The organism is Mycobacterium sp. NPDC049093, assembly GCF_040704635.1.
Taxonomy (GTDB): domain Bacteria; phylum Actinomycetota; class Actinomycetes; order Mycobacteriales; family Mycobacteriaceae; genus Mycobacterium.
In genome coordinates, this window is sequence record NZ_JBEZJS010000004.1 from 23,389 (window position 1) to 47,242 (window position 23,854).

At 66.3% G+C, this 23,854-nt stretch carries 27 protein-coding genes; 22 read left to right on the plus strand and 5 right to left on the minus strand.

Annotated features, from left to right (window positions below):
- Positions 1-81: 81 nt before the first annotated feature.
- The gene (locus AB0876_RS15630; RefSeq protein ID WP_526042368.1) at positions 82-1,452 is read left to right on the plus strand and encodes an FAD-dependent oxidoreductase; all 1,371 of its coding nucleotides are present in this window, start codon (positions 82-84) and stop codon (positions 1,450-1,452) included.
- Here AB0876_RS15630 and AB0876_RS15635 read toward each other — a convergent pair whose 3' ends face one another.
- Positions 1,453-1,785, minus strand: a complete 333-nt coding sequence (locus AB0876_RS15635) for a hypothetical protein (protein ID WP_064878978.1) — start codon at positions 1,783-1,785, stop codon at positions 1,453-1,455.
- A gap of 23 nt (positions 1,786-1,808) precedes the next feature.
- On the opposite strand from AB0876_RS15635, the gene hisN reads away from it, so the two are divergent.
- Positions 1,809-2,591, plus strand: a complete 783-nt coding sequence (hisN, locus tag AB0876_RS15640) for a histidinol-phosphatase (RefSeq protein WP_526042369.1) — start codon at positions 1,809-1,811, stop codon at positions 2,589-2,591.
- A 1-nt stretch (position 2,592) separates the two neighbouring features.
- Here hisN and AB0876_RS15645 read toward each other — a convergent pair whose 3' ends face one another.
- Positions 2,593-3,507: an NADP-dependent oxidoreductase gene (locus AB0876_RS15645; protein ID WP_526042370.1), complete on the minus strand. Its 915-nt coding sequence runs from the start codon at positions 3,505-3,507 to the stop codon at positions 2,593-2,595.
- 124 nt (positions 3,508-3,631) lie between these two features.
- On the opposite strand from AB0876_RS15645, the gene AB0876_RS15650 reads away from it, so the two are divergent.
- The 3 genes from AB0876_RS15650 to AB0876_RS15660 all read left to right on the plus strand — a co-directional run bounded on the left by AB0876_RS15650 (position 3,632) and on the right by AB0876_RS15660 (position 6,834).
- The gene (locus AB0876_RS15650) at positions 3,632-4,081 is read left to right on the plus strand and encodes a winged helix-turn-helix transcriptional regulator (protein WP_526042371.1); all 450 of its coding nucleotides are present in this window, start codon (positions 3,632-3,634) and stop codon (positions 4,079-4,081) included.
- Between the two features lie 94 nt (positions 4,082-4,175).
- Complete coding sequence (locus AB0876_RS15655; protein WP_526042372.1) at positions 4,176-5,573, plus strand: acyl-CoA dehydrogenase family protein; 1,398 nt, start codon at positions 4,176-4,178, stop codon at positions 5,571-5,573.
- A gap of 40 nt (positions 5,574-5,613) precedes the next feature.
- Complete coding sequence (locus AB0876_RS15660) at positions 5,614-6,834, plus strand: acyl-CoA dehydrogenase family protein (protein ID WP_491838351.1); 1,221 nt, start codon at positions 5,614-5,616, stop codon at positions 6,832-6,834.
- Positions 6,835-7,002: 168 nt separating this feature from the next.
- On the opposite strand, the gene AB0876_RS15665 is transcribed toward AB0876_RS15660, so the two are convergent.
- Entirely contained in the window at positions 7,003-7,980 is a 978-nt protein-coding gene (locus tag AB0876_RS15665) for an esterase family protein (RefSeq protein ID WP_491838350.1), read from the minus strand.
- 462 nt (positions 7,981-8,442) lie between these two features.
- Here AB0876_RS15665 and AB0876_RS15670 point away from each other — a divergent pair, with 462 nt between their 5' ends.
- Together AB0876_RS15670 and AB0876_RS15675 are read left to right on the plus strand one after the other, a co-directional pair.
- Positions 8,443-9,609 (plus strand): acyl-CoA dehydrogenase family protein, encoded by a 1,167-nt coding sequence (locus tag AB0876_RS15670; protein ID WP_491838349.1) that lies wholly within the window; start codon positions 8,443-8,445, stop codon positions 9,607-9,609.
- A gap of 13 nt (positions 9,610-9,622) precedes the next feature.
- Positions 9,623-10,246, plus strand: coding sequence for an NAD(P)H-dependent oxidoreductase (locus tag AB0876_RS15675; protein ID WP_491838348.1), 624 nt, complete (start codon positions 9,623-9,625; stop codon positions 10,244-10,246).
- Positions 10,247-10,253: 7 nt separating this feature from the next.
- On the opposite strand, the gene AB0876_RS15680 is transcribed toward AB0876_RS15675, so the two are convergent.
- Positions 10,254-10,811, minus strand: a complete 558-nt coding sequence (locus AB0876_RS15680) for a type 1 glutamine amidotransferase domain-containing protein (protein WP_491838347.1) — start codon at positions 10,809-10,811, stop codon at positions 10,254-10,256.
- Positions 10,812-10,985: 174 nt separating this feature from the next.
- Here AB0876_RS15680 and AB0876_RS15685 point away from each other — a divergent pair, with 174 nt between their 5' ends.
- From AB0876_RS15685 to AB0876_RS15720, 8 genes are read left to right on the plus strand one after another with little or no spacing between them, the layout of a single operon-like run.
- A complete protein-coding gene (locus tag AB0876_RS15685; protein WP_491838346.1) occupies positions 10,986-12,077 on the plus strand; it encodes a homogentisate 1,2-dioxygenase in 1,092 nt (363 codons plus the stop codon).
- A 2-nt stretch (positions 12,078-12,079) separates the two neighbouring features.
- Positions 12,080-13,339: an alpha/beta hydrolase family protein gene (locus tag AB0876_RS15690; RefSeq protein WP_526042373.1), complete on the plus strand. Its 1,260-nt coding sequence runs from the start codon at positions 12,080-12,082 to the stop codon at positions 13,337-13,339.
- Positions 13,336-14,538, plus strand: coding sequence for a CaiB/BaiF CoA transferase family protein (locus AB0876_RS15695; RefSeq protein ID WP_526042374.1), 1,203 nt, complete (start codon positions 13,336-13,338; stop codon positions 14,536-14,538). Before AB0876_RS15690 ends, AB0876_RS15695 begins: the two co-directional genes overlap by 4 nt.
- 1 nt (position 14,539) lies before the next feature.
- Positions 14,540-15,442: a hydroxymethylglutaryl-CoA lyase gene (locus AB0876_RS15700; protein WP_526042375.1), complete on the plus strand. Its 903-nt coding sequence runs from the start codon at positions 14,540-14,542 to the stop codon at positions 15,440-15,442.
- Positions 15,443-15,449: 7 nt separating this feature from the next.
- Complete coding sequence (locus tag AB0876_RS15705) at positions 15,450-16,061, plus strand: TetR/AcrR family transcriptional regulator (protein WP_491838342.1); 612 nt, start codon at positions 15,450-15,452, stop codon at positions 16,059-16,061.
- 20 nt (positions 16,062-16,081) lie between these two features.
- Positions 16,082-17,326 (plus strand): acyl-CoA dehydrogenase family protein, encoded by a 1,245-nt coding sequence (locus AB0876_RS15710; protein ID WP_491838341.1) that lies wholly within the window; start codon positions 16,082-16,084, stop codon positions 17,324-17,326.
- On the plus strand, positions 17,323-18,315 hold the full coding sequence (locus AB0876_RS15715; protein ID WP_491838340.1) for a phosphotransferase family protein: 993 nt from the start codon (positions 17,323-17,325) through the stop codon (positions 18,313-18,315). The genes AB0876_RS15710 and AB0876_RS15715 overlap by 4 nt, the downstream gene beginning before the upstream one ends.
- Positions 18,312-18,659, plus strand: a complete 348-nt coding sequence (locus AB0876_RS15720) for a DUF6285 domain-containing protein (RefSeq protein ID WP_526042376.1) — start codon at positions 18,312-18,314, stop codon at positions 18,657-18,659. The genes AB0876_RS15715 and AB0876_RS15720 overlap by 4 nt, the downstream gene beginning before the upstream one ends.
- A gap of 5 nt (positions 18,660-18,664) precedes the next feature.
- On the opposite strand, the gene AB0876_RS15725 is transcribed toward AB0876_RS15720, so the two are convergent.
- The gene (locus AB0876_RS15725) at positions 18,665-19,300 is read right to left on the minus strand and encodes a class I SAM-dependent methyltransferase (RefSeq protein ID WP_491838338.1); all 636 of its coding nucleotides are present in this window, start codon (positions 19,298-19,300) and stop codon (positions 18,665-18,667) included.
- Positions 19,301-19,358: 58 nt separating this feature from the next.
- On the opposite strand from AB0876_RS15725, the gene AB0876_RS15730 reads away from it, so the two are divergent.
- From AB0876_RS15730 to nuoD, 7 genes are all read left to right on the plus strand, one after another.
- Positions 19,359-19,748 (plus strand): nuclear transport factor 2 family protein, encoded by a 390-nt coding sequence (locus tag AB0876_RS15730; protein WP_491838337.1) that lies wholly within the window; start codon positions 19,359-19,361, stop codon positions 19,746-19,748.
- A gap of 40 nt (positions 19,749-19,788) precedes the next feature.
- The gene (locus tag AB0876_RS15735; protein WP_491838336.1) at positions 19,789-20,304 is read left to right on the plus strand and encodes a YceI family protein; all 516 of its coding nucleotides are present in this window, start codon (positions 19,789-19,791) and stop codon (positions 20,302-20,304) included.
- Positions 20,305-20,368: 64 nt separating this feature from the next.
- Complete coding sequence (locus AB0876_RS15740; RefSeq protein ID WP_491838335.1) at positions 20,369-20,767, plus strand: Rv3143 family two-component system response regulator; 399 nt, start codon at positions 20,369-20,371, stop codon at positions 20,765-20,767.
- Positions 20,768-20,940: 173 nt separating this feature from the next.
- On the plus strand, positions 20,941-21,309 hold the full coding sequence (locus AB0876_RS15745; protein ID WP_003881436.1) for an NADH-quinone oxidoreductase subunit A: 369 nt from the start codon (positions 20,941-20,943) through the stop codon (positions 21,307-21,309).
- Entirely contained in the window at positions 21,300-21,854 is a 555-nt protein-coding gene (locus AB0876_RS15750; RefSeq protein ID WP_029106617.1) for a NuoB/complex I 20 kDa subunit family protein, read from the plus strand. The genes AB0876_RS15745 and AB0876_RS15750 overlap by 10 nt, the downstream gene beginning before the upstream one ends.
- Positions 21,851-22,540, plus strand: a complete 690-nt coding sequence (locus AB0876_RS15755; RefSeq protein WP_491838334.1) for an NADH-quinone oxidoreductase subunit C — start codon at positions 21,851-21,853, stop codon at positions 22,538-22,540. Before AB0876_RS15750 ends, AB0876_RS15755 begins: the two co-directional genes overlap by 4 nt.
- Positions 22,540-23,844, plus strand: a complete 1,305-nt coding sequence (gene nuoD / locus AB0876_RS15760; protein WP_491838333.1) for an NADH dehydrogenase (quinone) subunit D — start codon at positions 22,540-22,542, stop codon at positions 23,842-23,844. The genes AB0876_RS15755 and nuoD overlap by 1 nt, the downstream gene beginning before the upstream one ends.
- Positions 23,845-23,854: the final 10 nt, after the last annotated feature.

The following is a 23,854-nucleotide window of genomic DNA, read 5'->3' on the forward strand; positions in this document are numbered from 1 at the left end:
TGTTTAAAGTCGGTTGGTACCCGGCCCGGCACGCCATCGGCCGGGTCTGTGACGGTTTTTCCGCTCGTAAGAAGGCAGGGTATGCGCCCATATCACGTAGCGATCGTCGGCTCCGGCCCTTCGGGATTCTTTGCTGCCGCATCGTTGCTGAAGTTCGCCGATCTACCCGACTCCGATCGCGACGTGCGAGTCGACATGCTCGAGATGCTGCCGACCCCCTGGGGGCTGGTGCGCTCGGGGGTGGCGCCCGACCATCCGAAGATCAAGTCGATCAGCGCCCAGTTCGACAAGACCGCGGCCGATCCCCGGTTCCGGTTCTTCGGCAACATCAAGGTCGGTGAGCACGTCACCCCGGCCGAGTTGGCGCAGCGCTACGACGCGGTCGTCTACGCCATCGGAGCACAATCCGACCGGGCCCTGCACATCCCCGGCGAAGAGCTGCCCGGCAGCGTGGCCGCGGTCGATTTCGTCGGTTGGTACAACGCGCATCCCCACTTCGACGGCATGGCGCCCAACCTGGCGGGCGGGCGGGCCGTGGTCGTCGGCAACGGCAACGTCGCACTGGACGTGGCACGCATTCTGGTCAGCGACCCACAGGCCCTGGCCAACACCGACATCGCCGACCATGCGCTGGCCTCGCTGGACACCCGCGGGGTGGAAGAAGTGGTCGTGATCGGACGCCGGGGTCCGCTGCAGGCGACCTTCACCACCCTGGAACTGCGCGAGTTGGGCGACATGGAGGGACTGGGCGACGTCGACGTCATCCTCGACCCGGCCGATTTCGCCGACATCACCGACGAAGACCTCGAAGCGGCGGGCAAGACCGTCAAACAGAACATCAGGGTGCTGCGGAAGTACGTCGACGAGCCGCCACAAGAATCCAAGCGGCGCATCGTATTCCGCTTCTGCACCTCCCCCATCGAGTTGCACGGCGACGACCGGGTCGAGTCGATCGTGCTGGGCCGCAACGAACTTGTCCGCGACCCGAACGGACGCATGGTGGCCAAGGACACCGGCGAGCGCGAGGAGCTGCCGGCCCAGCTGGTGGTGCGGGCGGTCGGCTACCGCGGCGTGCCGACCCCGGGGCTGCCGTTCGACGAACGTTCCGGCACTATCCCGCACACCGACGGCCGAATCGACGGCAGCCGTAACGAATACGTGGTGGGCTGGATCAAGCGGGGACCGTCCGGGGTCATCGGCAGCAACAAGAAGGACTCACAGGACACCGTCGACACCCTGCTCGGCGATCTCGCGACGGCCGGCGTCGACGAGCGCGGTCCAGAGTACGACGTCGAACTGGCCGAATGGCTGTTGGAACATCAACCGAAGCTCGTCACCGGTGAACACTGGCAGCTGATCGACGCGCACGAGCGTTCCTCCGGCGAGTCGGTGGGCCGGCCCCGGGTGAAGCTGGCGAGTGTGGCCGAGTTGCTCCGGATCGCGCACGCCTGATCAGGCCGGGGGCGGCTCCGCAGGCGCAAATGCCCACTTGTCCGGGTTGCCCGGCGAATAGACGACGGGTAACAGCGCCCCCATGGTCGGCCACTCGTTGACGTCGACGGCCATGCGCTGATACACGACGTGCTCGTTGACCGTCGGGCCGGTGATGACACCGGTGATGGTGACGAACTGCTCCCCCGTCTCGTCAGGACGCGGGCTCACCCCGGTCACCAGCAACGTGCCGTGCGCCAGTTCACCGCGAATTCCCCGGCGCGCCATGATCCGTGGCGCCAGCAGCAGCACCAGCGCGCCGACGAGCAAGAGGAGTATGCCGATTTCCCACACCAGGCCATGGTAGGACTTCAGCCATGAGTTCCACCTCGGACGACATGGCATTGGCCCTCGAGTTGGCCGATCAGGCCGACACCCTGACCATGGACCGCTTCGGCGCCCTGGACCTGCGCATCGAGACGAAACCCGACCTGACCCCGGTCACCGACGCCGACCGCGGCGCCGAGGAGGCCTTGCGTGCATCGCTGGCCACGGCTCGCCCGGACGACACGGTGTTCGGTGAAGAGTTCGGTGGGACAACCACATTGACCGGACGCCAGTGGGTGATCGATCCGATCGACGGGACCAAGAACTTCGTCCGCGGCGTCCCGGTGTGGTGCACACTGATCGCCCTGCTCGAAGACGGCGTCCCGACCATTGGCGTGGTGAGTGCACCGGCCCTGGCCCGGCGCTGGTGGGCGGGCCAGGGGCAGGGCGCGTTCGGGTCGTTCGCCGGGACGACCCGCAAACTGTCGGTGTCAGGAGTCGCGGATCTCGCGTCGGCAAGCCTGTCGTACTCCGACCTCACCACCGGCTGGGACGACCGCCGGGACAACTTCGTCGCGCTGACCGACGCGGTGTGGCGGGTCCGCGCCTACGGCGACTTCTGGTCGTACTGCATGGTGGCCGAGGGGGCAGTGGACATCGCCTGCGAACCCGAGGTGAAGCTGTGGGACATCGCCCCGCTCGACATTCTCATCCGCGAGGCCGGCGGCACTTTCACCAGCATCGACGGCGCCCCCGGCCCACACGGCGGCAGCGCGTTGGCCACCAACGGCTTGGTGCACGCCGCGGTGCTGGACCGGCTCGCCGGCGCCTAGCTCACGGCCGGAGCACGTACCGGCCACGCACTCCCCCTTTGGCGAGTGCCCGGTGGGCATCAGCCACCTGATCGAGCGGCAGCACGGCATGCACCCGCGCCGGCAACTGGCCGGACGTCGTACGGGCGAGGAGGTCGCCGAGCCGGGTGCCATCGGGGTGGGCAACCACAGCCGCGACGGCGATGCCGCGTTCGACCGGCAGTTCGGAGCTCGGCTGCACCCCGACGAACTGCCCGCCGTCGCGGACCAGCGCGAGAGCCGCCTGCTGCATGGCCCCGGCGTCGGCGACCGCGTCCCACCCCGGCTCGGCCGCGGCGGTGAAGGCAGCTCCCAGGCCGCGGACGAACTCCTCATCGTGCTCGCGGGCCAGCCCGGTCACTTTCCAACCGCGCTCCTGGGCGAGCACGACGAGGTATCCCCCGACCGCGCCCGCGGCGCCGGTCACCAACAGCCGATCCCCTGCCGGTGCGTCGCCCAGCAGATCGAGGATCTGCGCCGCGGCTAATCCGTTGAGCGGCACCGTCGATGCCGTGATCAAGTCCAATTCGTCCGGCACGACAGCAACGTCGGCCGCCGACACCACCAGTTGCTCGGCGTAGGTGCCGTAGTCCCGGTCGAATCCGGCCAAGACACCCGCCACCCGCGTCCCCACAGCCAGATCTACATCTGGCCCGACGGCCTCGACGGTGCCCGCGAAATCCCAGCCGAGTCCGGTCCAGTTCGGTTGATCGACCAGACCGAGATCGTGGAACACACCGCCTGCGACACCGAGGTCGACGGGATTCACCGCCGCCGCGGCAACCTTGACCTGGACCTGGCCGGGACCAGGCTCGGTCAGCGCAACGTCGATGATCTCGATCGAATCCGGCCCATCCGGGGTACGGACGACTGCGGCGCGAAACGTGGCAACACACATGGAAACTCACTCCTTGTAGACCCTTGTGTGACCTGCTTTCCCACTCCACGATGGAGGGGTAGCTCTCCAATGGGAAGTACGCACTTCGAAGTGCGTAAGTCACCTCGGACGAAATGGAGCGGACGTGCCGACGACAACCGCGGCCCAGAAACGGGCCCGAGCAAAGATGGATTACGACGCCTTCCTGGCGAACTGCCCCAGCCGCCAGCTGCTCGACCGCATCAGCGACAAGTGGGTGGCGCTGATCCTGGCGGCCCTCGGTGGCGACGGGCTGCGACCCGGGAGCGCAAGCGCCGGCGAGCCATGCCAGATGCGCTATTCCGAACTCTCCCGGCGCCTGGCCGGGGTCAGCCAGAAGATGCTCACCCAGACGCTGCGATCCCTCGAACGCGACGGCCTGCTCACCCGGACGGTGACCGCAAGCGTGCCGGTCACAGTCACCTACGAGCTCACCGAACTGGGCGTTTCCTTGCAGCGATTGATGATCGGGGTGAAGTCATGGGCCGAGGCGCACATGGACGAGGTGCGCACAAATCGCGAGCGGTACGACCAGCTCTCGGCAGCCGAACCCTGATCTCCGGCGCTGTGAAGTTGGTAACAGATGCCGTACCTTACTCCGGAGTAAGATACGGTCAGATGCGTCGCCACGACCAGCAGAGGCAGCTGACATGACCAACACCCTGCCGTCCAAGAACGGCACCCCATCCCGTCCCTCCAGCTCCGGCCGGCAAAGCGCGGTCGGACTGCACAAGCACAAGCGGACAGCGACCGACATCGGGTTGGCGCTGATCACGCCCATCGTCGGTCAGGAATTCCTGGACCGTTACGGCCTGCGCGATCCGCTCAACCGCGGCCTGAAATACGGTGTGAAACAGGTGTTTTCCGCCGCCGGCGCCGCCAACCGGCAATTCCAGCGGGTCCAGGGCCTAGGCAAGGCACCGACCCGGTTGAAGGCCAGCGGGGCCGACTACTTCGACCTGACGCCCGACGAAGACCAGCAGATGATCGTCGAGACGGTCCGCGAGTTCGCCGCGGAGATCCTGCGCCCCGCCGCGCACGACGCCGACGAGGCCGCCGGCTACCCGGCCGACCTGATCGCCAAGGCCGCTGAACTGGGCATCACCGCCGTCAACGTGCCCGAGGACTTCGACGGCATCGCCGAGCACCGCAGCACCGTGACCAATGCACTCGTCGCCGAAGCGCTGGCCTACGGCGACATGGGTCTGGCCCTGCCGATCCTGGCTCCCGGCGGCGTCGCCTCGGCCCTGACCCACTGGGGCAGCGCCGACCAGCAGGCCACCTACCTCAAGGAATTCGCCGGCGAGAACGTGCCGCAGGCCTGCGTGGCGATCGCCGAACCGCACCCCCTGTTCGACCCCACCGCGCTCAAGACCACCGCGGTTCGCACCCCCAGCGGCTACCGCCTGTCCGGCGTCAAGTCACTGGTTCCGGCAGCTGCCGACGCCGAATTGTTCATCGTGGCAGCACAATTGGACGGTAAGCCGGCGTTGTTCATCGTCGAGGCCTCCTCGCCGGGGCTCACGGTCAAGGCCGATCCGAGCATGGGCATCCGTGCCGCCGCCCTCGGCCAGGTGGAACTCGACAACGTGGCGGTGCCGCTGGGCAACCGGCTCGGCGAGGACGAGGCCACCGACCAGGACTACAGCGAGGCCATCGCGCTGTCCCGCCTCGGCTGGGCCGCCCTGGCCGTCGGCACCTCGCATGCGGTGCTCGACTACGTCGTCCCCTACATCAAGGAACGCACGGCCTTCGGTGAGCCGATCGCACACCGCCAGTCGGTGGCCTTCATTACCGCCAACATCGCCATCGAACTCGACGGCCTGCGGCTGATCACCTGGCGCGGCGCCGCGCGTGCCGAACAGGGACTGCCGTTCGCCCGCGAGGCGGCACTGGCCCGCAAGCTCGGCACCGACAAGGGCATGCAGATCGGTCTGGACGGCGTCCAGCTGCTCGGCGGTCACGGTTACACCAAGGAACACCCGGTCGAGCGCTGGTACCGCGATCTGCGGGCCATCGGCGTCGCCGAGGGTGTCGTGGTGATTTAGTCCAGCCATCGTTCCGCTTATTTGAACCGAAAGACTAATCATGGCAATCAATCTGGAAATGCCCCGCAAGCTCCAGGCGGTCATCGAGAAGGGCCACCAGGGCGCTGCGGAGATGCTTCGCCCGATCTCACGCAAGTATGACCTCGCCGAGCACGCCTACCCGGTCGAGCTGGACACCCTGGCCACCTTGTTCGAAGGCATCTCGGAAGCCAAGACCATCTCGTTCGCCGGCGCCGAGGCGTTCCGCGACGACGCCAACACCAAGGGCGAGAAGGTCACCGTCAACGGCGCCAACATGTCCGCACTGCTCAACGCGCTGGAGATCAGCTGGGGCGATGTCGCCCTGCTGCTCTCGGTGCCGCGTCAGGGCCTGGGCAACGCCGCCATCTCCTCGGTGGCCACCCCCGAGCAGCTCGAGCGCCTCGGCAAGGACGTGTGGGCCGCCATGGCCATCACCGAGCCGTCCTTCGGATCGGATTCGGCGGCAGTCACCACGACCGCGGTGCTCGACGGCGACGAGTATGTGATCAACGGCGAGAAGATCTTCGTCACCGCGGGTTCGCGGGCCAGCCACATCGTGGTGTGGGCGACGCTGGACAAATCGTTGGGCCGGGCGGCGATCAAGTCGTTCATCGTGCCGCGCGAACATCCCGGAGTCACCGTCGAGCGCCTCGAGCACAAGCTGGGCATCAAGGCGTCCGACACCGCGGTGATCCGCTTCGACAACGCGCGTATCCCCAAGGACAACCTCCTTGGCGATCCGGAAGTCCACGTGGAGAAGGGTTTTGCCGGGGTCATGGAGACCTTCGACAACACCCGGCCGATCGTGGCGGCCATGGCGGTCGGTATTGCCCGCGCCGCGCTGGAGGACCTGCGGGCCATCCTGACCGACGCCGGCATCGAGATCTCCTACGACAAGCCCGCCCACGCTCAGAGCGCCGCCGCTGCGGAGTTCCTGCGCATGGAGGCCGACTGGGAGGCCGGCTACCTGTTGACGGTGCGCTCGGCATGGCAGGCCGACAACAGCATCCCCAACTCCAAGGAAGCCTCGATGGGTAAGGCCAAGGCCGCCCGCGTGGCCAGCGACATCACCCTCAAGGCTGTCGAAATGGCAGGCACCACCGGCTATTCCGAGCAGACCCTGCTGGAGAAGTGGGCCCGCGACTCGAAGATCCTCGACATCTTCGAAGGCACGCAGCAGATTCAGCAGCTGGTGGTCGCCCGCCGCCTGCTGGGCCTGTCCTCGGCCGAATTGAAGTAGTTCGTCCCCCTGCCGGTTTTCTCCCGGCGAGCAGACACGAAAGTGCCCGGTTTCCATGGAAACCGGGCCTTTTGCGTCTGCTCACCCAATTAGGCACTGCCCCCACATAGCGAAATCGCCCAGAACACTTGGTGTTCTGGGCGATTTCGTTATCGCGTGTTGTCCGGCTTAGCCGAGCACCCGCTGCAGGTCCGGAACCATGGCCTGCAACTGCTGGCCCCAGTAGGCCCAGTTGTGGGTACCGGAATCCGGGAAGTTGAACACACCGTTGGTGCCACCAGCAGCAATGTAGTTGTCCTGGAAGCTCCGGTTGGTCTTGATGGTCAGGCCTTCGAGGAAGGTGGCAGGCAGGTCGCCGCCGCCCAGCTCGTTGGGCTGGCCGTTACCGCAGTAGATCCACAGACGGGTGTTGTTGGCGACCAGCGTGGGGATCTGCACCATCGGATCGTTGCGCTTCCAGGCGCTGTTCGGATCCTCCGTCGGGCCCCACATGTCGTTGGCCTTGTAGCCGCCGGCGTCACCCATGGAGATGTTGATCAGGAACGGCCACCAGCCCTCGGAGGGGTTCAGGAAGCCCGACATCGAACCGGCGTAGATGAACCGGTCGGGGTGGTAGGTCGCCAGGATGAGCGCGGCGGAGCCGGCCATGGACAGGCCGATCGCTGCGTTACCGTTCGCTGCGACGTCGCGGTTCGCGGCCAGCCACTGCGGCAGCTCGCTGGTCAGGAAGGTCTCCCACTTGTACGTGGTGCAACCGGCCTTACCGCAGGCCTGGTTGTACCAGTCGCTGTAGAAGCTGGACTGACCGCCGACCGGCATGACCACCGACAGGCCGCTGTTGAGGAACATCTCGAACGCGTTGGTGTTGATGTCCCAGCCGTTGAAGTCGTCCTGAGCACGCAGGCCGTCGAGCAGGTACACCGCGTGCGAACCCGGCCCACCACTCTGGAACTGAATCTTGATGTCGCGGCCCATCGACGGCGACGGGACCATCAGGTACTCCACCGGCAGACCCGGCCGGGAGAATGCTCCCGCGGTCGCCGACCCGCCGGTCACTCCGATCAAGCCAGGCAGCATCAGCGCTGCCACAGCCGCCACCGTCATGCGGCGTGCCCAATGGCCACGAATCTTGTCAATGAAGGTCATACTGCGAATCCATCCGTTTCCGGTCAACTACGCCATTTGCGCGATCAGCGATAAGCATCGCCAAGCGACACCGCAGCGACCGAGTCACTGCACTGTCACGCCCGCTCGCCCGAGCCGGTGCCTCTGATGAGCGGACCGAAGAATTCAGTTGTTGCGCCATGAGTAAATCACGCGCCCACGACGGGGGAAAACCCGCGGCGCGCCGCCGAACTGCACGTCCGGGCATTTCAAAAAGTGATTCTGACTTTATCTATTACGCGCCGGCGGGCGATCTACCTGGGAAAACGGTTCGACACTCGCGACCGCGCGGACGCCGTTCGATGAACACCGATGCGCATCTGTTCACAACTGGTGTCCGGAGGGTTATCCGATCGTCGCCAACCAGTTTTCGAAATGCCCGACCGAGCACCTTCGGGTCGGCCCCAATCATGGCCATACAAAAAAGTATGGTAACTTTCGGCCATGACCTCGCCCCCCACCACGGACTGCGTCATCACCGCCGAATTCGTCGCTCGACTGGCCGAGCGGGCCGGTGAAGCCGAGGAGTTGCGCCGGCTTCCCGACGCGACGGTGACCGACCTCGTCGACTCCGGCTTCACCGAACTTTTGGTGCCCGCCCGCTACGGCGGTCAGCAGGCTGATTTTCCGGCCCTCCTGGATCCGGTACGCCGGATGGCCCACGGATGCACGTCGAGCGCCTGGACCATCGGCTTCCTGGCCCTGCACAACTGGATGCTCGCGCTGTTCGGCGAGCAGGCCCAGGAAGAGGCCTTCGCGAGCCGCCCGTTCCTGGCCCCCGCCCCACTCGCGCCGACCGGGCGCGGACTGCCGGCCGACGGCGGCATCCGCCTCACCGGCCGGTGGTCCTGGGCCACCGGCGTCATGCACGGAAACTGGATCATCGTCGCGGCGCTGTGCGGACCCGACGATGCGCTGTACCCAGCGCTCGCGCTGCTGCCGATCGGCGACGTGACCGTGGCCGACGTGTGGCACACCGACGGCATGCGGGCCACCGGTTCCAACGACGCCATCGCCACCGACGTATTCGTCCCGGAACACCGACTGGTGAAGGTGCTCGACATCTATTCCGGTACCGCCCCGGGCGCCGGGCTGCACGACAGCAGCGCCTACCGCTGGCCGATGGTGCCCGCACTGGCACTGCTGGCGGCGATGCCCGCACTCGGCAGCGCCGAGCGGGTCACCGAGATCTACGCGCAACGCCTCGGTGAACGCGTGCTGCCCTATGAGGGCGTCGTACAGAAGGACAAGCCGATCGCACAGGCCCACCTGGCCGGGGCGCAGGTCCGGGTGCGCGCTCTGCGCGCTCTGCTGGCCGACACGGTCGGCGAGATAGAGGCCATCGTGGCTACCGGCGACGCCGTGGACAAGCCGGTTCGCGCCCAAGCCCGTCTGGCAGCGGCGCATATCGTCTCCGAATCCAAGGCTGTGATCGGCGAATTGCTGGGCGCGGGCGGAGCCAGCATCCATTTCCTTTCCAGCCCGTTGCAGCGGTTCAAACGCGATGTCGACGTACTGTCCGGCCACGTGGTGTTCGACTACGACACCAGCCGCGAGTTGGCCGGTGCACTCGCGCTGGGGATGAAGATCCCTCGTACGTCGATGATCTGACAGGGCCGATCTGATGAAGACTCTGTGGATCGAGGCCAGCCCGAAGGGGGACGACGCGTTGTCCTCCCAGTTGGCGCAGGCCTATCTGGATGCCGCCGACACGGTCGGCGACGTGGAACGCCTCTCGGTGTGGGACGACGATGTGCTGCGGTTCGGCCGGGATGCGGCGATCGCCAAGTTCGCTCAGCTGTTCGGAGAGCCGATCACCGAGGATCAGCAGGCGGTGTGGCAGCAGGTGCTCGCCGAGATCGAGCGGGTGCGTGGCTTCGACCGTCTGGTCGTGTCCTCCCCTATGTGGAACTGGCATGTGCCACATGCCCTCAAGGCGTGGATCGACATCATCGTGCAGCCGGTGGCCAGCTTCACCCTCAACGAGCGTGGTGAACATGTGGGCACCCTCGGTGAGGGAAAACCGTTGCAGCTCATCCTGACCCGCAGCAGCGCCTACGACGGACGTCACCCCGAACTACAGGATTTCCAGAAGCCTTATCTGGAGTATGTGTTCGGGATGCTGGGCTACCGCGTCGACACCCTGGTGGTGGAACCCACCACCAGGTGGACTCCTGCCGAACGGGATCAGATGCGTGCCGATGCCGTCGCCCGGGCACGTGCAGCAGCGCATACCTCCGGGGCTTGACCCGCACTCAGGTCTGGGCGGGGCTACTCGCCAAAACCTCGGTGATGGCTTCACAAAACGCGGGCAGATCGCCGGGCGCGCGGCTGGTGATCAAGTTGCCGTCGACGCAGACCTGCCGATCCACCACTGTGGCCCCGGCATTGCCCAGATCTGTGCGGATACTCGGATAGCTGGTCAGCGTGCGGCCACGCACCACGTCCGCCTCCACGAGGGTCCACGGTCCGTGACAGATCGCCGCAACAGGCTTTCCGGATCGGACGAAATCGCGGACGAAGGCCACCGCCGTCTCGTCGAGCCTCAACTTGTCCGGGTTCACGGTGCCCCCGGGCAGGATCAGCGCGTCGAACTGGTCGACCTTCGCCTCGGCGACCGTGCGGTCCACCGGAAAGGTTCCTGCGGGCTCGAGGTCGTGATCACGGGCCTGGATTTCACCGGCCTTGAGCGACAACAGTTCGACGTGACCGCCCTCGTTCTCGACCGCCGCGCGCGGTTGTTCGAGTTCGATGCGCTCCACACCGTCGGCGGCAAGGATTCCCACCCTGCGGCCTTCCAATTCCTTTCGCATGCGAGTCCTTTCGTTGAGACCGACGGGCAGCAGCGGGCGTGGGCGCCCATGAAGGGCTACCCCGGGGAGCCGGACCCAAAACGCCACAGATCGTTGCTAGTCACCCCTTGTCAGCCGTCGTAACAAAAAGTAAAGTCACTTTCAGTTTTCGCCCCGCACCTTCAGGAGTCGAGCATGGAATCATTCGTCCACCTGCGTAAAGGCAAGACCCCGAAGCGGGTGCACGCCGACCTCGAGGGCCTCAAGGACGACGAACTCGGTCGCGGCGGCTTCGTCGGCCGCACCGCGAACATGTACCGGCGCAATGACCCCACCGCCTACCGCACCGTGGGCCCCCTACGCCCCACCGATGTCTTGTCCAGTGAGCTCAAGCCCAGCGACGCCACCGACGCGCACGGCGGCCCGCTGCTGATGTTCTCCAACGCGGACTGCCAGGTGCTGCTGAGCCGGCGTAGCGAGGAGATGCCGTTCTTCGTCCGCTACGTCGACGGCGACCTGCTGCTGTTCGTGCACAAGGGCTCAGGCCTGCTGGAGACCGAGTTCGGGCCACTGCGCTACCGCGAAGGCGACTGGGTGTACATCCCGAAGGCCTGCACGTTCCGCCAGGTGCCCGACAGCGAGAGTACGTGGCTGATGATCCAGGCCACCGACGATTTCCGGGTCCCGCCGGCCGGAACCCTGGGCCGCCACTTCCCCTTCGACCCGGCACAGGTCACCATCCCCGAGCCGGCACCGATCGACGATGACGGGCGGGAAGAGTACGAGGTGCGCCTGATACACGACGGTGGCCCGACTTCGCTGTTCTACCAACACAATCCCCTCGACGTGGAAGGCTGGCGGGGCGACAACTTCCCGTTCACCTTCAACATCGAGGACTACACCGTCATCACGTCCGAGAGCGTGCACCTGCCACCGACCGTGCACCTCTTCATGCAGGCCACCGGTGTGTACGTGATGAACTTCCTGCCCAAGCCAGCCGAGAGCGTGCCGGGCACCGAGCGCACCCCGTGGTACCACCGCAACGTCGACTACGACGAGATCGCGTTCTTCCACGGCGGAACCCTCTACGGCATCCCGATGCCGCCCGGCCTGGTTTCCCATGCGCCGCAGGGCGTTCACCATGGGGCGCCCGAGAAGGCGCGGGAACGCGCCCGCCGCAAGTTCGACGACTACGACCGCGTCGACTGGTCCGTGATCGCCATCGACACCCGTCGTCGTCTCATCCCGTCCGCCGAAATCCTCGCCAACGACCTGGGGCAGCACTAGAGATGACAACTGTTGAAGCACCTGTGAAGCACGAGTACGACCGCATCCCGTATCTGGTTGCCTACCAGAACAACTCGTCGGTGCGCGACGTGTACGGCGGAGTCGCCGAGCTCGTGGTGCTGGAGAGCTACCTGCTGCGCCCCAAATCGCCAGAGCCTTCCGCCGCCGGAGCCGCCCCGGCGGCGACATCAGATACGGTGCTGGTGTTCATGCACCCGATCGGCGGCGGTGCCTACCTGCCGATGATCAACGCCCTGGCCCGAGCCGGACACCACGTCATCTACTGCAATAGCCGGTTCCGTGGCACCGACTCGGCGCTGCTGATGGAGAAGGTGGTCGAGGATCTCGGCGAGTGCATCAAGGACGCCAAGAACCGGCTCGGCTACGACAAGGTGGTGCTGGCCGGCTGGAGCGGCGGCGGTTCACTGTCGGTGTTCTACCAACAGCAGGCGCAGAACCCCACCGTGACGGCGAGCCCGTCCGGCGACGGGCCGGACCTGACCAAGCTGCGCCTGATCCCGGCCGACGGAATCATGCTGCTGGCCGCGCACATCAGCCGGCACGGCACCATGACCGAATGGATGGACGCGTCGATTCTCGACGAGAACGATCCGTCAAAGCGGGATCCCGAACTCGACCTCTACAACCCGGACAACCCCAACCAGCCGCCGTACACGGCGGAATTCCTGGAGCGCTACCACGCGGCCCAGATCGCCCGGAACCGGCGGATCACCAAGTGGGTCAAAGAAAAGCTGGCCGAGCTCAAGGCCGCCGGGCGGCCGGATGACGAGTTCGCGTTCGTCGTGCACGGCACCATGGCCGACCCGCGCTGGCTGGACCCGACCGTCGATCCCAACGATCGTCAGCCCGGCACGTGTTATCTGGGTGATCCCCAGGTGGTCAACATGAGCCCGGTCGGGCTGGCACGGTTCTGCACCCTGCGCAGCTGGCTGTCGCAGTGGAGCTATGACGACGCCAACGGTGACGCCGTCAAGGCCGGCCCGGATATCGCGGTCCCCGCGCTGGTGATCGGCAACCTGGCCGATGACGCCTGCACGCCGAGCCACACCCGCCGGCTTTTTGAGGCGATCGGGCATCCCGACAAGGAGATGCACGAGATCCCCGGCGCCAACCACTACTACTCGGGCCCGGATCAGCGTGGGACCCTGCGCCAGGCCGTCGCGGTCTGCACGGACTGGCTGCACCGGCACGGATTCGGCGGGCAGGAGCGAAGCGACCGGGGATCGGGGCAGTCACTATGACGACCGGACCGCTGGACGGCATCAGGGTGATCGAGCTCGGCACTCTGATCTCGGGGCCGTTCGCCGGCCGGCTGCTGGGCGACATGGGCGCCGAGGTCATCAAGATCGAACTGCCGGCCACCCCGGATCCGCTGCGCACCTGGGGGCAGGCCGAGCTCGACGGGCACCACTTCTTCTGGACCGTGCACGCCCGCAACAAGAAGGCCGTCACCCTCGACCTCCGCACCGCCAAGGGCCGCGAGCTTTTTCTGGACCTGGTGGAGAAGTCCGACATCATCGTGGAGAATTTTCGGCCCGGCACCCTGGAGAAGTGGAATCTGGGCTACGACGTTCTGCGCGAACGAAATAAGGGCATCATCCTGGTGCGGGTGTCGGGGTACGGGCAGACCGGACCCGACGCCGGCAAGGCCGGTTACGCCTCGGTGGCCGAGGCCTCGAGCGGGCTGCGGCACATGAACGGGTTCCCCGGTGGTCCCCCACCGCGGCTGGCCCTGTCACTGGGCGACAGCCTCGCCGGCATGTTCGCCGCCCAAGGTGCGCTGGCTGCCCTGTGCCGGCGGACCGTCACCGGCGAGGGGCAGATCGTCGACACCGCGCTGACCGAAAGTTGCCTGGCGGTACAGGAATCCACGATCCCGGACTACGACGTCGGCGGTGTGGTCCGCGGACCGTCGGGCACCCGGCTGGAAGGCATCGCGCCGTCGAACATCTACCAGAGCGCCAACGGCAGCTGGGTGGTGATCGCGGCCAACCAGGACACCGTCTTCCGCCGGTTGTGCGCCGCGATGGGCAGCCCGGAGCTGGCGACCGACGACAGGTTCTCCAATCATGTTGCCCGGGGCCGCAATCAAGATGAGCTGGACAAGATCATCGGTGATTGGGCAGCCAGGCGCCAGCCGGAGGACATCATCGAGACCCTCTCACAAGCCGGGGTGATCAGTGGGCCGATCAACACCGTCGCCGAGGTCATGCAGGACCCGCAACTGCAGGCCCGCGGCATGCTCGCGGACCATTGGGACGAGCGCGTGCAGCGCAACGTCAAGGGTCCCGGCGTCGTCCCGGTGCTCTCCGAGTCACCTGGCACGATCCGCAACGCCGGTTCGGCCCGGCCCGGCCAGCACAACGACGAGGTGTACGGCGACCTGCTCGGGCGCAGTGCACAAGACCTGGAAACCCTGCGCGCCGAGGGGGTGCTGTGAGATGAACCTGCCCGACAAGGTCGACATTCGCGAGGTGTGCCTGCGCGACGGCCTGCAGATCGAGACGCCGATTCCGCTGTCCGCCAAAGTCGCGATCCTTGAGGCCATCGCCGCCACCGGGGTACGTGAGGTGGAGGCGACGGCATTTGTCTCACCCTCGAAAGTGCCCGCGTTGGCCGATGCGGCCGAACTCGCCGAGGAACTACACAGGTTCCCGGGCGTCGAGTTCTCCGCTCTGGTGGCCAGCCCCAACGGCGCCAAACGCGCCATTGCCGCGGGGCTGGGCTCGATCGAGTACGTGGTGTCCGCCTCCGACGCCCACTCCCAGGCCAACGTCGGACGCACCTCGGCCGAGGCCACGGCTCAGATCGCCGAGATCGTGGCCATCGCGGCAGACAGCAACACCTCGGTGGAGGTCATCATCGCCACCGCCTGGGACTGCCCGTTCGACGGTCCGACCGATCCGCAGCGGGTGCTCGACATCGTCTCGTCTGCAGTCGGTTTCGGTGTCAACCGGATCGCTATCGCCGACACCATCGGCACGACCACCCCGCGTCGGGTGAGCTCACTGATCGCTCAGGTCCGGCCGCTGGCCGGGGCCCTGCCACTGGGTGCGCACTTCCACAACACCCGCGGCGCGGGTCTGGCCAGTGCCTATGCGGCGGTGCAATCCGGGGTCACCCGCCTGGACGCATCGGTCGGCGGGCTGGGCGGCTGCCCGTTCGCCCCGGGCGCCAGCGGCAACATCGCCACCGAAGATCTGGTCTACCTGTTGCGCGACAGCGACATCGCCGTCGACGTCGACCTGACTGCCGCGATCGATGCGGCGCGTGTCGCCCAGGAGGCCGTGGGCCACGAGCTTCCCAGTGCGCTGCTGCGCGCGGGTGACCGGATCTTGAGCTGAGGCGTCGATGACCGCTGCCGAGCTGGGCACCAAAGGCCGCCAGACGCGGTCGGCGATCGAGCTCGCCGCGCGGAAGCTTTTTGCCGAGCGCGGTTTTCACGGCACCACGCTGTCCGATATCACCTCGGCTGCGGGCAAGAGTCCAGCGGTGTTCTACCGGTATTTCACCGACAAGGAGGATCTGCTGGCGGCACTGGCCGAATCCTTCCTGCACGACGTCGTCGAGCCGTCCGGGCTGAACCTGCACCTGCCGGATTCTCCGGAGGACACCGTGTTCTTCACCACGGTGGTCACCGGCTACTGGAACATCTTCAAACAGAACATCGGCATCATGATCGCGGTGGCCCAGCTGGCCGCGACGCAGCAGCGATTTGCCGATGTGCAGAACAAGTTCCGGCGGTTCGGGGTCGACATCGTCATCGCCTCGGTACACCACGCGCAGGCACAGGGCCACGCTCAGGGGCTGGAGCCCGAACACGTGGGCGCGGCCATTGCCTTGCTGTTCGAGAACTTCACCACCGTATTCGTCGGTCATACCGGGCTTGGCATCGAGATGAGCGACGCCGAGGCCATCACCACCCTGTCCACCATCTGGAAGAGAACCCTGTACGGCTTCTGATCCGAGAAGGAGAGATCTCAGTGGATTTCGCTTTACCCGAACACCTTTCAAACGTGCTTGCCGAGATGGACGAGTTCATCGAGGCCGAGATCAAGCCGCTTGAGCGCGAGCACATCCAGTATTTCGACCAGCGCCGCGAGTATGCCCGCACCGACTGGGAGAACGGCGGGGTGCCGGCCAGGGCGTGGGAAGATCTGCTCGACGAGATGCGACGACGGGCCGACGCCGCCGGCTGGCTGCGGTATGGGCTGCCCGCCCGCTTCGGCGGGCGCGACGGCAGCAACCTGGACATGGCGGTGATCCGGGAACACCTGGCGCACAAGGGCCTGGGGCTGCACAACGACCTGCAGGACGAGTCCTCGATCGTCGGGAACTTTCCGCAGGTGATCATGATGGACCGCTTCGGCACCGAGGACCAGAAGGCCGATTGGGTCGAGGCGATGCTCACCGGCAAGCGTTCCATGGCGTTCGGATTGACCGAGCCCGACCACGGTTCGGATGCCACCTGGCTCGAGACGACCGCAGTCCAAGACGCGGACGGCTGGATCATCAACGGGCGCAAGCGGTGGAACACCGGAGTGCACCGGGCCACCCACGATCTGATCTTCGCCCGGACCTCCGGTGAACCCGGGCAGGCCCGTGGGATCACCGCATTCCTGGTGCCCACCGACGCGCCGGGATTCACCGTCCCGTTCTACTGGTGGACGTTCAACATGCCCACCGATCACGGTGAGGTCGAACTGAAGGAAGTACGCGTACCGGCCGATGCGGTGCTCGGTGAGGTCGACCGCGGCCTCGAGGTCGGCCAGACCTTCCTGCACGAGAACCGGATTCGCCAGGCTGCCAGCAGCCTGGGCGCCGCCCAGTTCTGTATCGACCGTGCCGTGGACTACGCCAACCGGCGGATGGTGTTCGGCAAGCCGCTGGCGGTGAACCAGGCCGTGCAGTGGCCGCTGGTGGAATTGCAGACCGAGGCGCAGATGGTCAGGCTGCTCGTCCGTTATGCCGCAACACAGTTGGACCAGAACCACCACATGGAGGTGTCCGACAAGGTCTCGATGGCCAATTACCGCGCCAATCGGCTGGTGTGTGAGGCCGCCGACCGGGCCATGCAGGTACACGGCGGCATCGGCTACAGCCGTCACGAACCGTTCGAACACATCTACCGCCACCACCGGCGCTACCGGATCACCGAGGGCGCCGAGGAGATCCAGATGCGTCGAGTCGCACAGCGGCTGTTCGGGTTCGGCAAGGCCAAGCGGTGACCAGCCCGTCCCGGCCCGCCGACCTGCTCGCTCCCCGACTGGTCGACGTCCTCACCCCGGTGCTCGGCACCGAGGTCGCCGTCGAGGACCTGCGCGAGCTGACCGGTGGCGCCAGCCGCACCACGTGGTCGTTCGATGCGGTCACCGACTCGGCCCGGCGCGCCCTGATCCTGCGAACCGGTGCACCTGACGAGGTACACGCCGGCATGGAGCTGGAGGCCGGCGCCCAACAGGCTGCGGCCCGGGCCGGGGCGCCGGTCCCCCACGTGATCGTCGCCGACAATTCCGTTGCCGCCCTGGGTGATCCGTTCCTGATCTGCGACTTCATCGGCGGCGAGACCATCGTGCGGCGCATTCAGCGCATGCTCGACGACGCCGGCCGGGCCCGGCTGCTCACCCAGTGCGCGCAGGCGCTGGCCGCCATCCACCGGGCCGAACCGCCGGCGCTGCCGGGCCTCGTGGAGCTGGACCAGATTTCCCAGTGGCGCGGGCAACTCGACGAGATGGGCGACACCACCGCCACTTTCGAGTGGGTGTTTCGCTGGCTGGAGTCCAACCGGCCACCCGCGTCACCGCTGCGGCTGGTGCACGGTGACTTCCGGATGGGCAACCTGATCGTGGACGACTCGGGTCTGGCCGCGGTGCTGGACTGGGAGTTGGTGCACCTCGGCGAGGTGTACGAGGATCTGGCCTGGTTCTGCATCCGGGCCTGGCGGTTCGGCGCGCCGGCCGACCTCGGAGCCGGTGGGCTGGGCAGCATCGAGAACTTCCTCAGCGCCTACGAGCAAGCCGGCGGGCAGACACTGGACCGGTCGGCGATCCGCTGGTGGCTCGTGCTCGCCACCCTGCGCTGGGGCGTGATCTGCCGCTATCAGGCCGAGCGCCATCTGAGCGGGCAGACCCGATCGGTGGAGCTGGCGACCATCGGCCGTCGGGTCTGCGAGACGGAGTGGGACCTGTTGGGTCTGCTGGACGGGAGCAGCTGGTGAGCAACCTGTACGGACGGCCCACCGCGGCCGAGCTGGTGGCCGCGGTCGCGGAGTTCCTCGACACCGAGGTGCGCGACAGCGAGTCGGTGGCCGCTCCGGTCAAATTTCAGGCCCGGGTGGCGGCCAATGCGCTGCGCATGGTCGAACGCGAACTGCTGGCCGGCGAAGCCGGACAGGTCGCCGAAGCCGCGCTGGCCGGCGTCGGGTTCGCGGACGAGGCCTCACTAGCGGCGGCGATCCGCTCCGGGCAACTCGACGACCGGGCCGACGACGTCGCCGCCTGCCTGCGTGTCCTGGTGCGCCAGCGGCTCGCCGCCGCACACCCGGGCTACGACGAGCCGTGAGCCCGTCAGAGTCTGCGGACCCGGACCAGCCACGCCGGCTCGTCGACCCGGGCCCCGACGAGCTCGCCGATCGCCTCGGCATGCGCCGAACCCACTACACCGCGGTATGTCGTGGTCTCCAGCGACTCCATTTCCCAGCCTTCGGAGAAAGCCTGGCGAATGGTCTCCTCGCTGACCTGGGGTCCGAAACCACGGCCCGCGTCGGACAGCGCCAATACGTGCACCCTCGCACCCGGTCGGCACACCCGGTGCAGGGCGGCCACATACCCGGGCCGGTCGGCATCGTCGAAGACATGGAACAGCGCGCTGTCGACGATGGTGTCGTAACGCGGGCCCGGCGACTCTCCGAGGCGGGTCGCGTCGGCCACCGCGAAGTGGGCGTCGATTCCCCGCCGCGCGGCGTTCTCGCGGGCCTGGGCGACGGCATGTTCGGAGAAGTCGATGCCCAGCACGTCGTACCCCAGGCGGGTCAGCAGCATGGTGTGTTCACCGGCTCCGCAACCGGCGTCCAGCACCTTGCCGCCCAGGCGGCCGGTGCGTTCCAACTCGACGATGGCCGGTTGCGGCTCGCCGATGACCCATGGCGCGGTGCCGGACTCGTAGGCTTCGTCGAACAGCGAATGTGCGGGCGTGGAGTTCATGATTCGAGTCTGAAACCTGAATGACTGTTGAGGTCAAGCCCTACCCGAGGAGCCGATGATGTCCCCTACCGAAGTCGAAGTCGTCGACGGCGTCGCGCACCGCTTGTTCGATGCGATCGAGCGCGGCGACAAGGCCGCAGTGGCCCAGCTGTGGGCCGACGATGTGGCGGTATGGCACGCCGGTGACGCCAAGGACAACGACCGCATCCGCGCATTGAAGGTCATCGACTGGTTCATCAACGCGACCAGCGAGCGGCGCTACGAGGTGCTCGATCGACAGTTCTTCGACGGCGGATTCGTCCAGCAGCACGTCTTGCACGCCGCCGCGCCTGACGGGACGTTGATCGCATTGCGGGTGTGCATCGTGATCAAAGTGGGTACCGACGGTCTCATCGACCGCATCGATGAATACTTCGATCCGAAGGACATCGCACCCTTGTTCGCCTGACCCGAGCCGCTTACCCGATCCGAGCGAAAATGGAGGTCTCATGGCTACGACCAGCGACATCCTCACCGTCAGCGCAGGAAACTGGATCCTCGTCCCGGACCGCTCCAAGGTGACATTCAGGAACAAGACGATGTGGGGCCTGGCCACCGTCACCGGGCAGTTCACCGAATTCCATGGTGAGGGCACCGCCGGTGCCGGGGTGAACGGCCAGGTGGTGATCGAAGCGGCGTCTGTGCGCACCGGCATCGGGAAGCGGGACAACCATCTGCGGTCTGCAGATTTCTTCGATGTCGAGGGTCATCCGGAGATCACGGTGCAGGTGACAGGTTTGGAGCCATCCGACGACCGGGTGCGGCTGACGGCGGTCCTGACCGTCCGCGGAGTGTCGAAGCCCATCGAATTGCCCGTCGATGTGCAGGCGCTCGACGACGGCGCGCTGCGGTTGTCAGGTCAGTGCGAGGTCCAACGAGACGACTTCGGCGTGTCGGGCGACATGCTCGGGATGGTGGGTCCGACGACAAACCTGTCGGGTGAACTCGTGTTCACCCGAGTTTGATGCCCTGCAACAGAATTCGCTGAGTTGACCGGCCTACGGCACCGCGCGCAGTAGCATCGGCAGCATGGCCGGCCCCGCGCCGCTGCGCATCCTGGTGTACAGCGACAACCCGCGCATCCGCGAACAGGTACGACTCGCACTGGGCAAACGCGTGCACCCCGAACTGCCCGAACTGGAATACGTCGAGATTGCCACCGCACCGATGGTGGTCGCCCAGATGGACGCCGGCGGCATCGACCTGGCCATCCTCGACGGGGAGGCCACGCCGGCCGGCGGCATGGGAGTGGCCAAACAGCTCAAGGACGAGGTCTCAGATTGCCCACCGGTCCTGGTGTTGACCGGACGACCCGACGACGCCTGGCTGGCTAGCTGGTCACAGGCCGAAGCGGCCGTCCCTCACCCGATCGATCCGATTCGGTTGGGCGATGCGGTGGTGTCGTTGCTGCGCGCTCCGGTCCGGTAACTTTTCCGCGAATTGCCCTGTTGCCGTTGACTTTCGCGGCATGGCTGCGGCCGCAGCGACACGCTGCCCCGATATGAAACGATACTAACCAAAATGTGTGGCACAGGCCGCAAACCTCGCTAGGCTGTGGGTTAGCTCACATCGACAGCCCACCCGAGGGAGCGATAAGTGGCATGAATTTATACACGCCCATCCTGGTTCTCGGAGCGATCGCGGCCGCGTTCGCCGTGGTTTCCGTGGGAATCGCGCTCGTGATCGGTCCGCGCCGCTACAACCGATCCAAACTTGAGGCCTACGAATGCGGTATCGAACCGATGCAACCCGGGGCCGCAGGGGTGACCGGGCAGCGCATGCCGATCCGGTACTACCTCACGGCGATGTTGTTCATCGTGTTCGACATCGAGATCGTCTTCCTCTACCCGTGGGCCGTGGCCTTCGACAGTCTCGGGCTGTTTGCACTGGTGGAGATGTTGCTGTTCATGCTCACGGTGTTCGTGGCTTACGCCTATGTCTGGCGGCGAGGAGGCCTGAATTGGGATTAGAGGAGCGTCTGCCCGGTGGAATCCTGCTGTCGACGGTGGAGGCCGTCGCGGGTTACGTACGTAAGGGGTCGTTGTGGCCGGCCACCTTCGGTCTGGCCTGCTGCGCAATCGAGATGATGTCCACAGCCGGGCCGCGTTTCGACATCGCCCGGTTCGGGATGGAGCGGTTCTCGGCGACACCGCGGCAGGCCGACCTGATGATCGTGGCGGGCCGGGTCAGCCAGAAGATGGCACCCGTACTGCGCCAGATCTACGACCAGATGGCCGAGCCGAAATGGGTGCTGGCCATGGGGGTTTGCGCTTCCTCCGGCGGCATGTTCAACAACTACGCGGTGGTACAGGGCGTCGATCACGTGGTGCCGGTGGATATCTACCTGCCCGGCTGCCCTCCGCGGCCGGAGATGCTCCTGCACGCAATCCTCAAGTTGCACGACAAGATTCAGCAGATGCCGCTCGGCGTCAACCGCGAGGAGGCCATCCGAGAGGCCGAGAAGGCAGCGTTGGCCGTCACACCGACCATCGAGCTCAAGGGACTGTTGCGGTGAGCACAGCCAACGGTAGCGGCCCAGGCGACACACCCGAGGTGATAGGGACGCGTCGAGGCATGTTCGGCGCCTCGGGCACGGGCGACACGTCAGGCTACGGCCGGCTCGTGCGATCGGTGGAACTACCCGGCAGCTCCCCGCGGCCCTACGGCCAGTACTTCGACGAGGTCGTGGACCGGCTCGCCGAGATCCTCGGTGAGGAACGCTATGCGGTGTCGATCGAACGCGTGGTGGTGCATCGTGATGAGCTCACCCTGGAGGTCAGCCGGGTCCAGCTGCCCGCGGTGGCCAGTGTGCTGCGCGACGATCCCCAATTGCGGTTCGAGCTGTGCCTGGGCGTGAGCGGCGTGCACTACCCCGACGACACCGACCGTGAGCTACACGCCGTCTACCCGCTGATGTCGATCACCCACAACCGCCGGATTCGGTTGGAAGTCGCAGCGCCCGATGCCGATCCGCACGTGCCGTCGCTGTTCACCATCTATCCGACCACCGACTGGCACGAACGCGAGACCTACGACTTCTTCGGCATCGTGTTCGACGGTCACCCGGCCCTGACCCGCATCGAGATGCCCGACGACTGGGTCGGCCACCCTCAGCGCAAGGACTATCCGCTGGGCGGAATTCCGGTCGAATACCACGGCGCGCAGATCCCGCCGCCCGATCAGCGGAGGTCCTACAACTGATGAGTACCGAATCCCCCGTCGTGGTGGTCGGCGGTCAGGACTGGGACGACGTCGTGGCGGCGGCCCGTGAGCATGCCGGTGAACGCATCGTGGTGAACATGGGTCCCCAGCATCCGTCGACCCACGGTGTGCTGCGGCTGATCCTGGAGATCGAGGGCGAGATCATCACCGAAGCCCGTTGCGGCATCGGCTATCTGCATACCGGCATCGAGAAGAACCTGGAATACCGCAACTGGACGCAGGGCGTCACCTTCGTCACCCGGATGGACTACCTCTCGCCGTTCTTCAACGAGACCGCGTACTGCCTGGGCGTGGAGAAGCTGCTCGGCGTCACCGACGCTATCCCCGAGCGCGCCAGCGTGATCCGGGTGATGCTGATGGAACTCAACCGGATCACATCGCATCTGGTGGCCCTGGCCACCGGCGGTATGGAACTCGGCGCGATGAGCGCGATGTTCTACGGGTTCCGGGAACGCGAAGAGATTCTGCGCGTGTTCGAGTCGATCACCGGGCTGCGGATGAACCATGCCTACATCCGTCCGGGCGGGCTGGCTGCCGATCTGCCCGACGGCGCGCTCGGTGAGGTCAGGGCGTTGCTCGACCTGTTACCGAACCGCTTGCAGGACCTGGAGGATCTGCTCAACGAGAACTACATCTGGAAGGCCCGCACCGTCGGCGTCGGCTACCTCGACCTGACCGGGTGCATCGCACTGGGGATCACCGGTCCGGTGTTGCGCTCCACCGGGCTTCCCCACGATCTGCGCCGCGCGCAGCCGTACTGCGGATACGAGAACTACGAATTCGACGTCATCACCGATGACCGCTGTGATTCCTACGGCCGGTACATCATCCGGGTCAAGGAGATGCGGGAGTCGCTCAAGATCGTCGAACAGTGTGTGGACCGGCTCGAGAAGATGGGCGACGGTCCCGTGATGATCGACGACAAGAAACTGGCCTGGCCCGCCGATCTCAAGGTCGGCCCGGACGGACTGGGCAACTCCCCCGAGCACATCGCCAAGATCATGGGCCACTCGATGGAGGGGCTGATCCATCACTTCAAGCTCGTCACCGAGGGTATCCGGGTACCGGCCGGGCAGGTCTATGTCGCGGTCGAGTCCCCGCGCGGCGAGCTCGGAGTGCACATGGTGTCCGACGGTGGCACCCGGCCGTACCGGGTGCACTACCGCGACCCCTCGTTCACGAATCTGCAAGCGGTGGCGGCGATGTGCGAGGGCGGGATGGTCGCCGATGCGATCGCCGCGGTGGCGTCGATTGATCCGGTCATGGGCGGTGTGGACCGATGAGCGCTTGCGC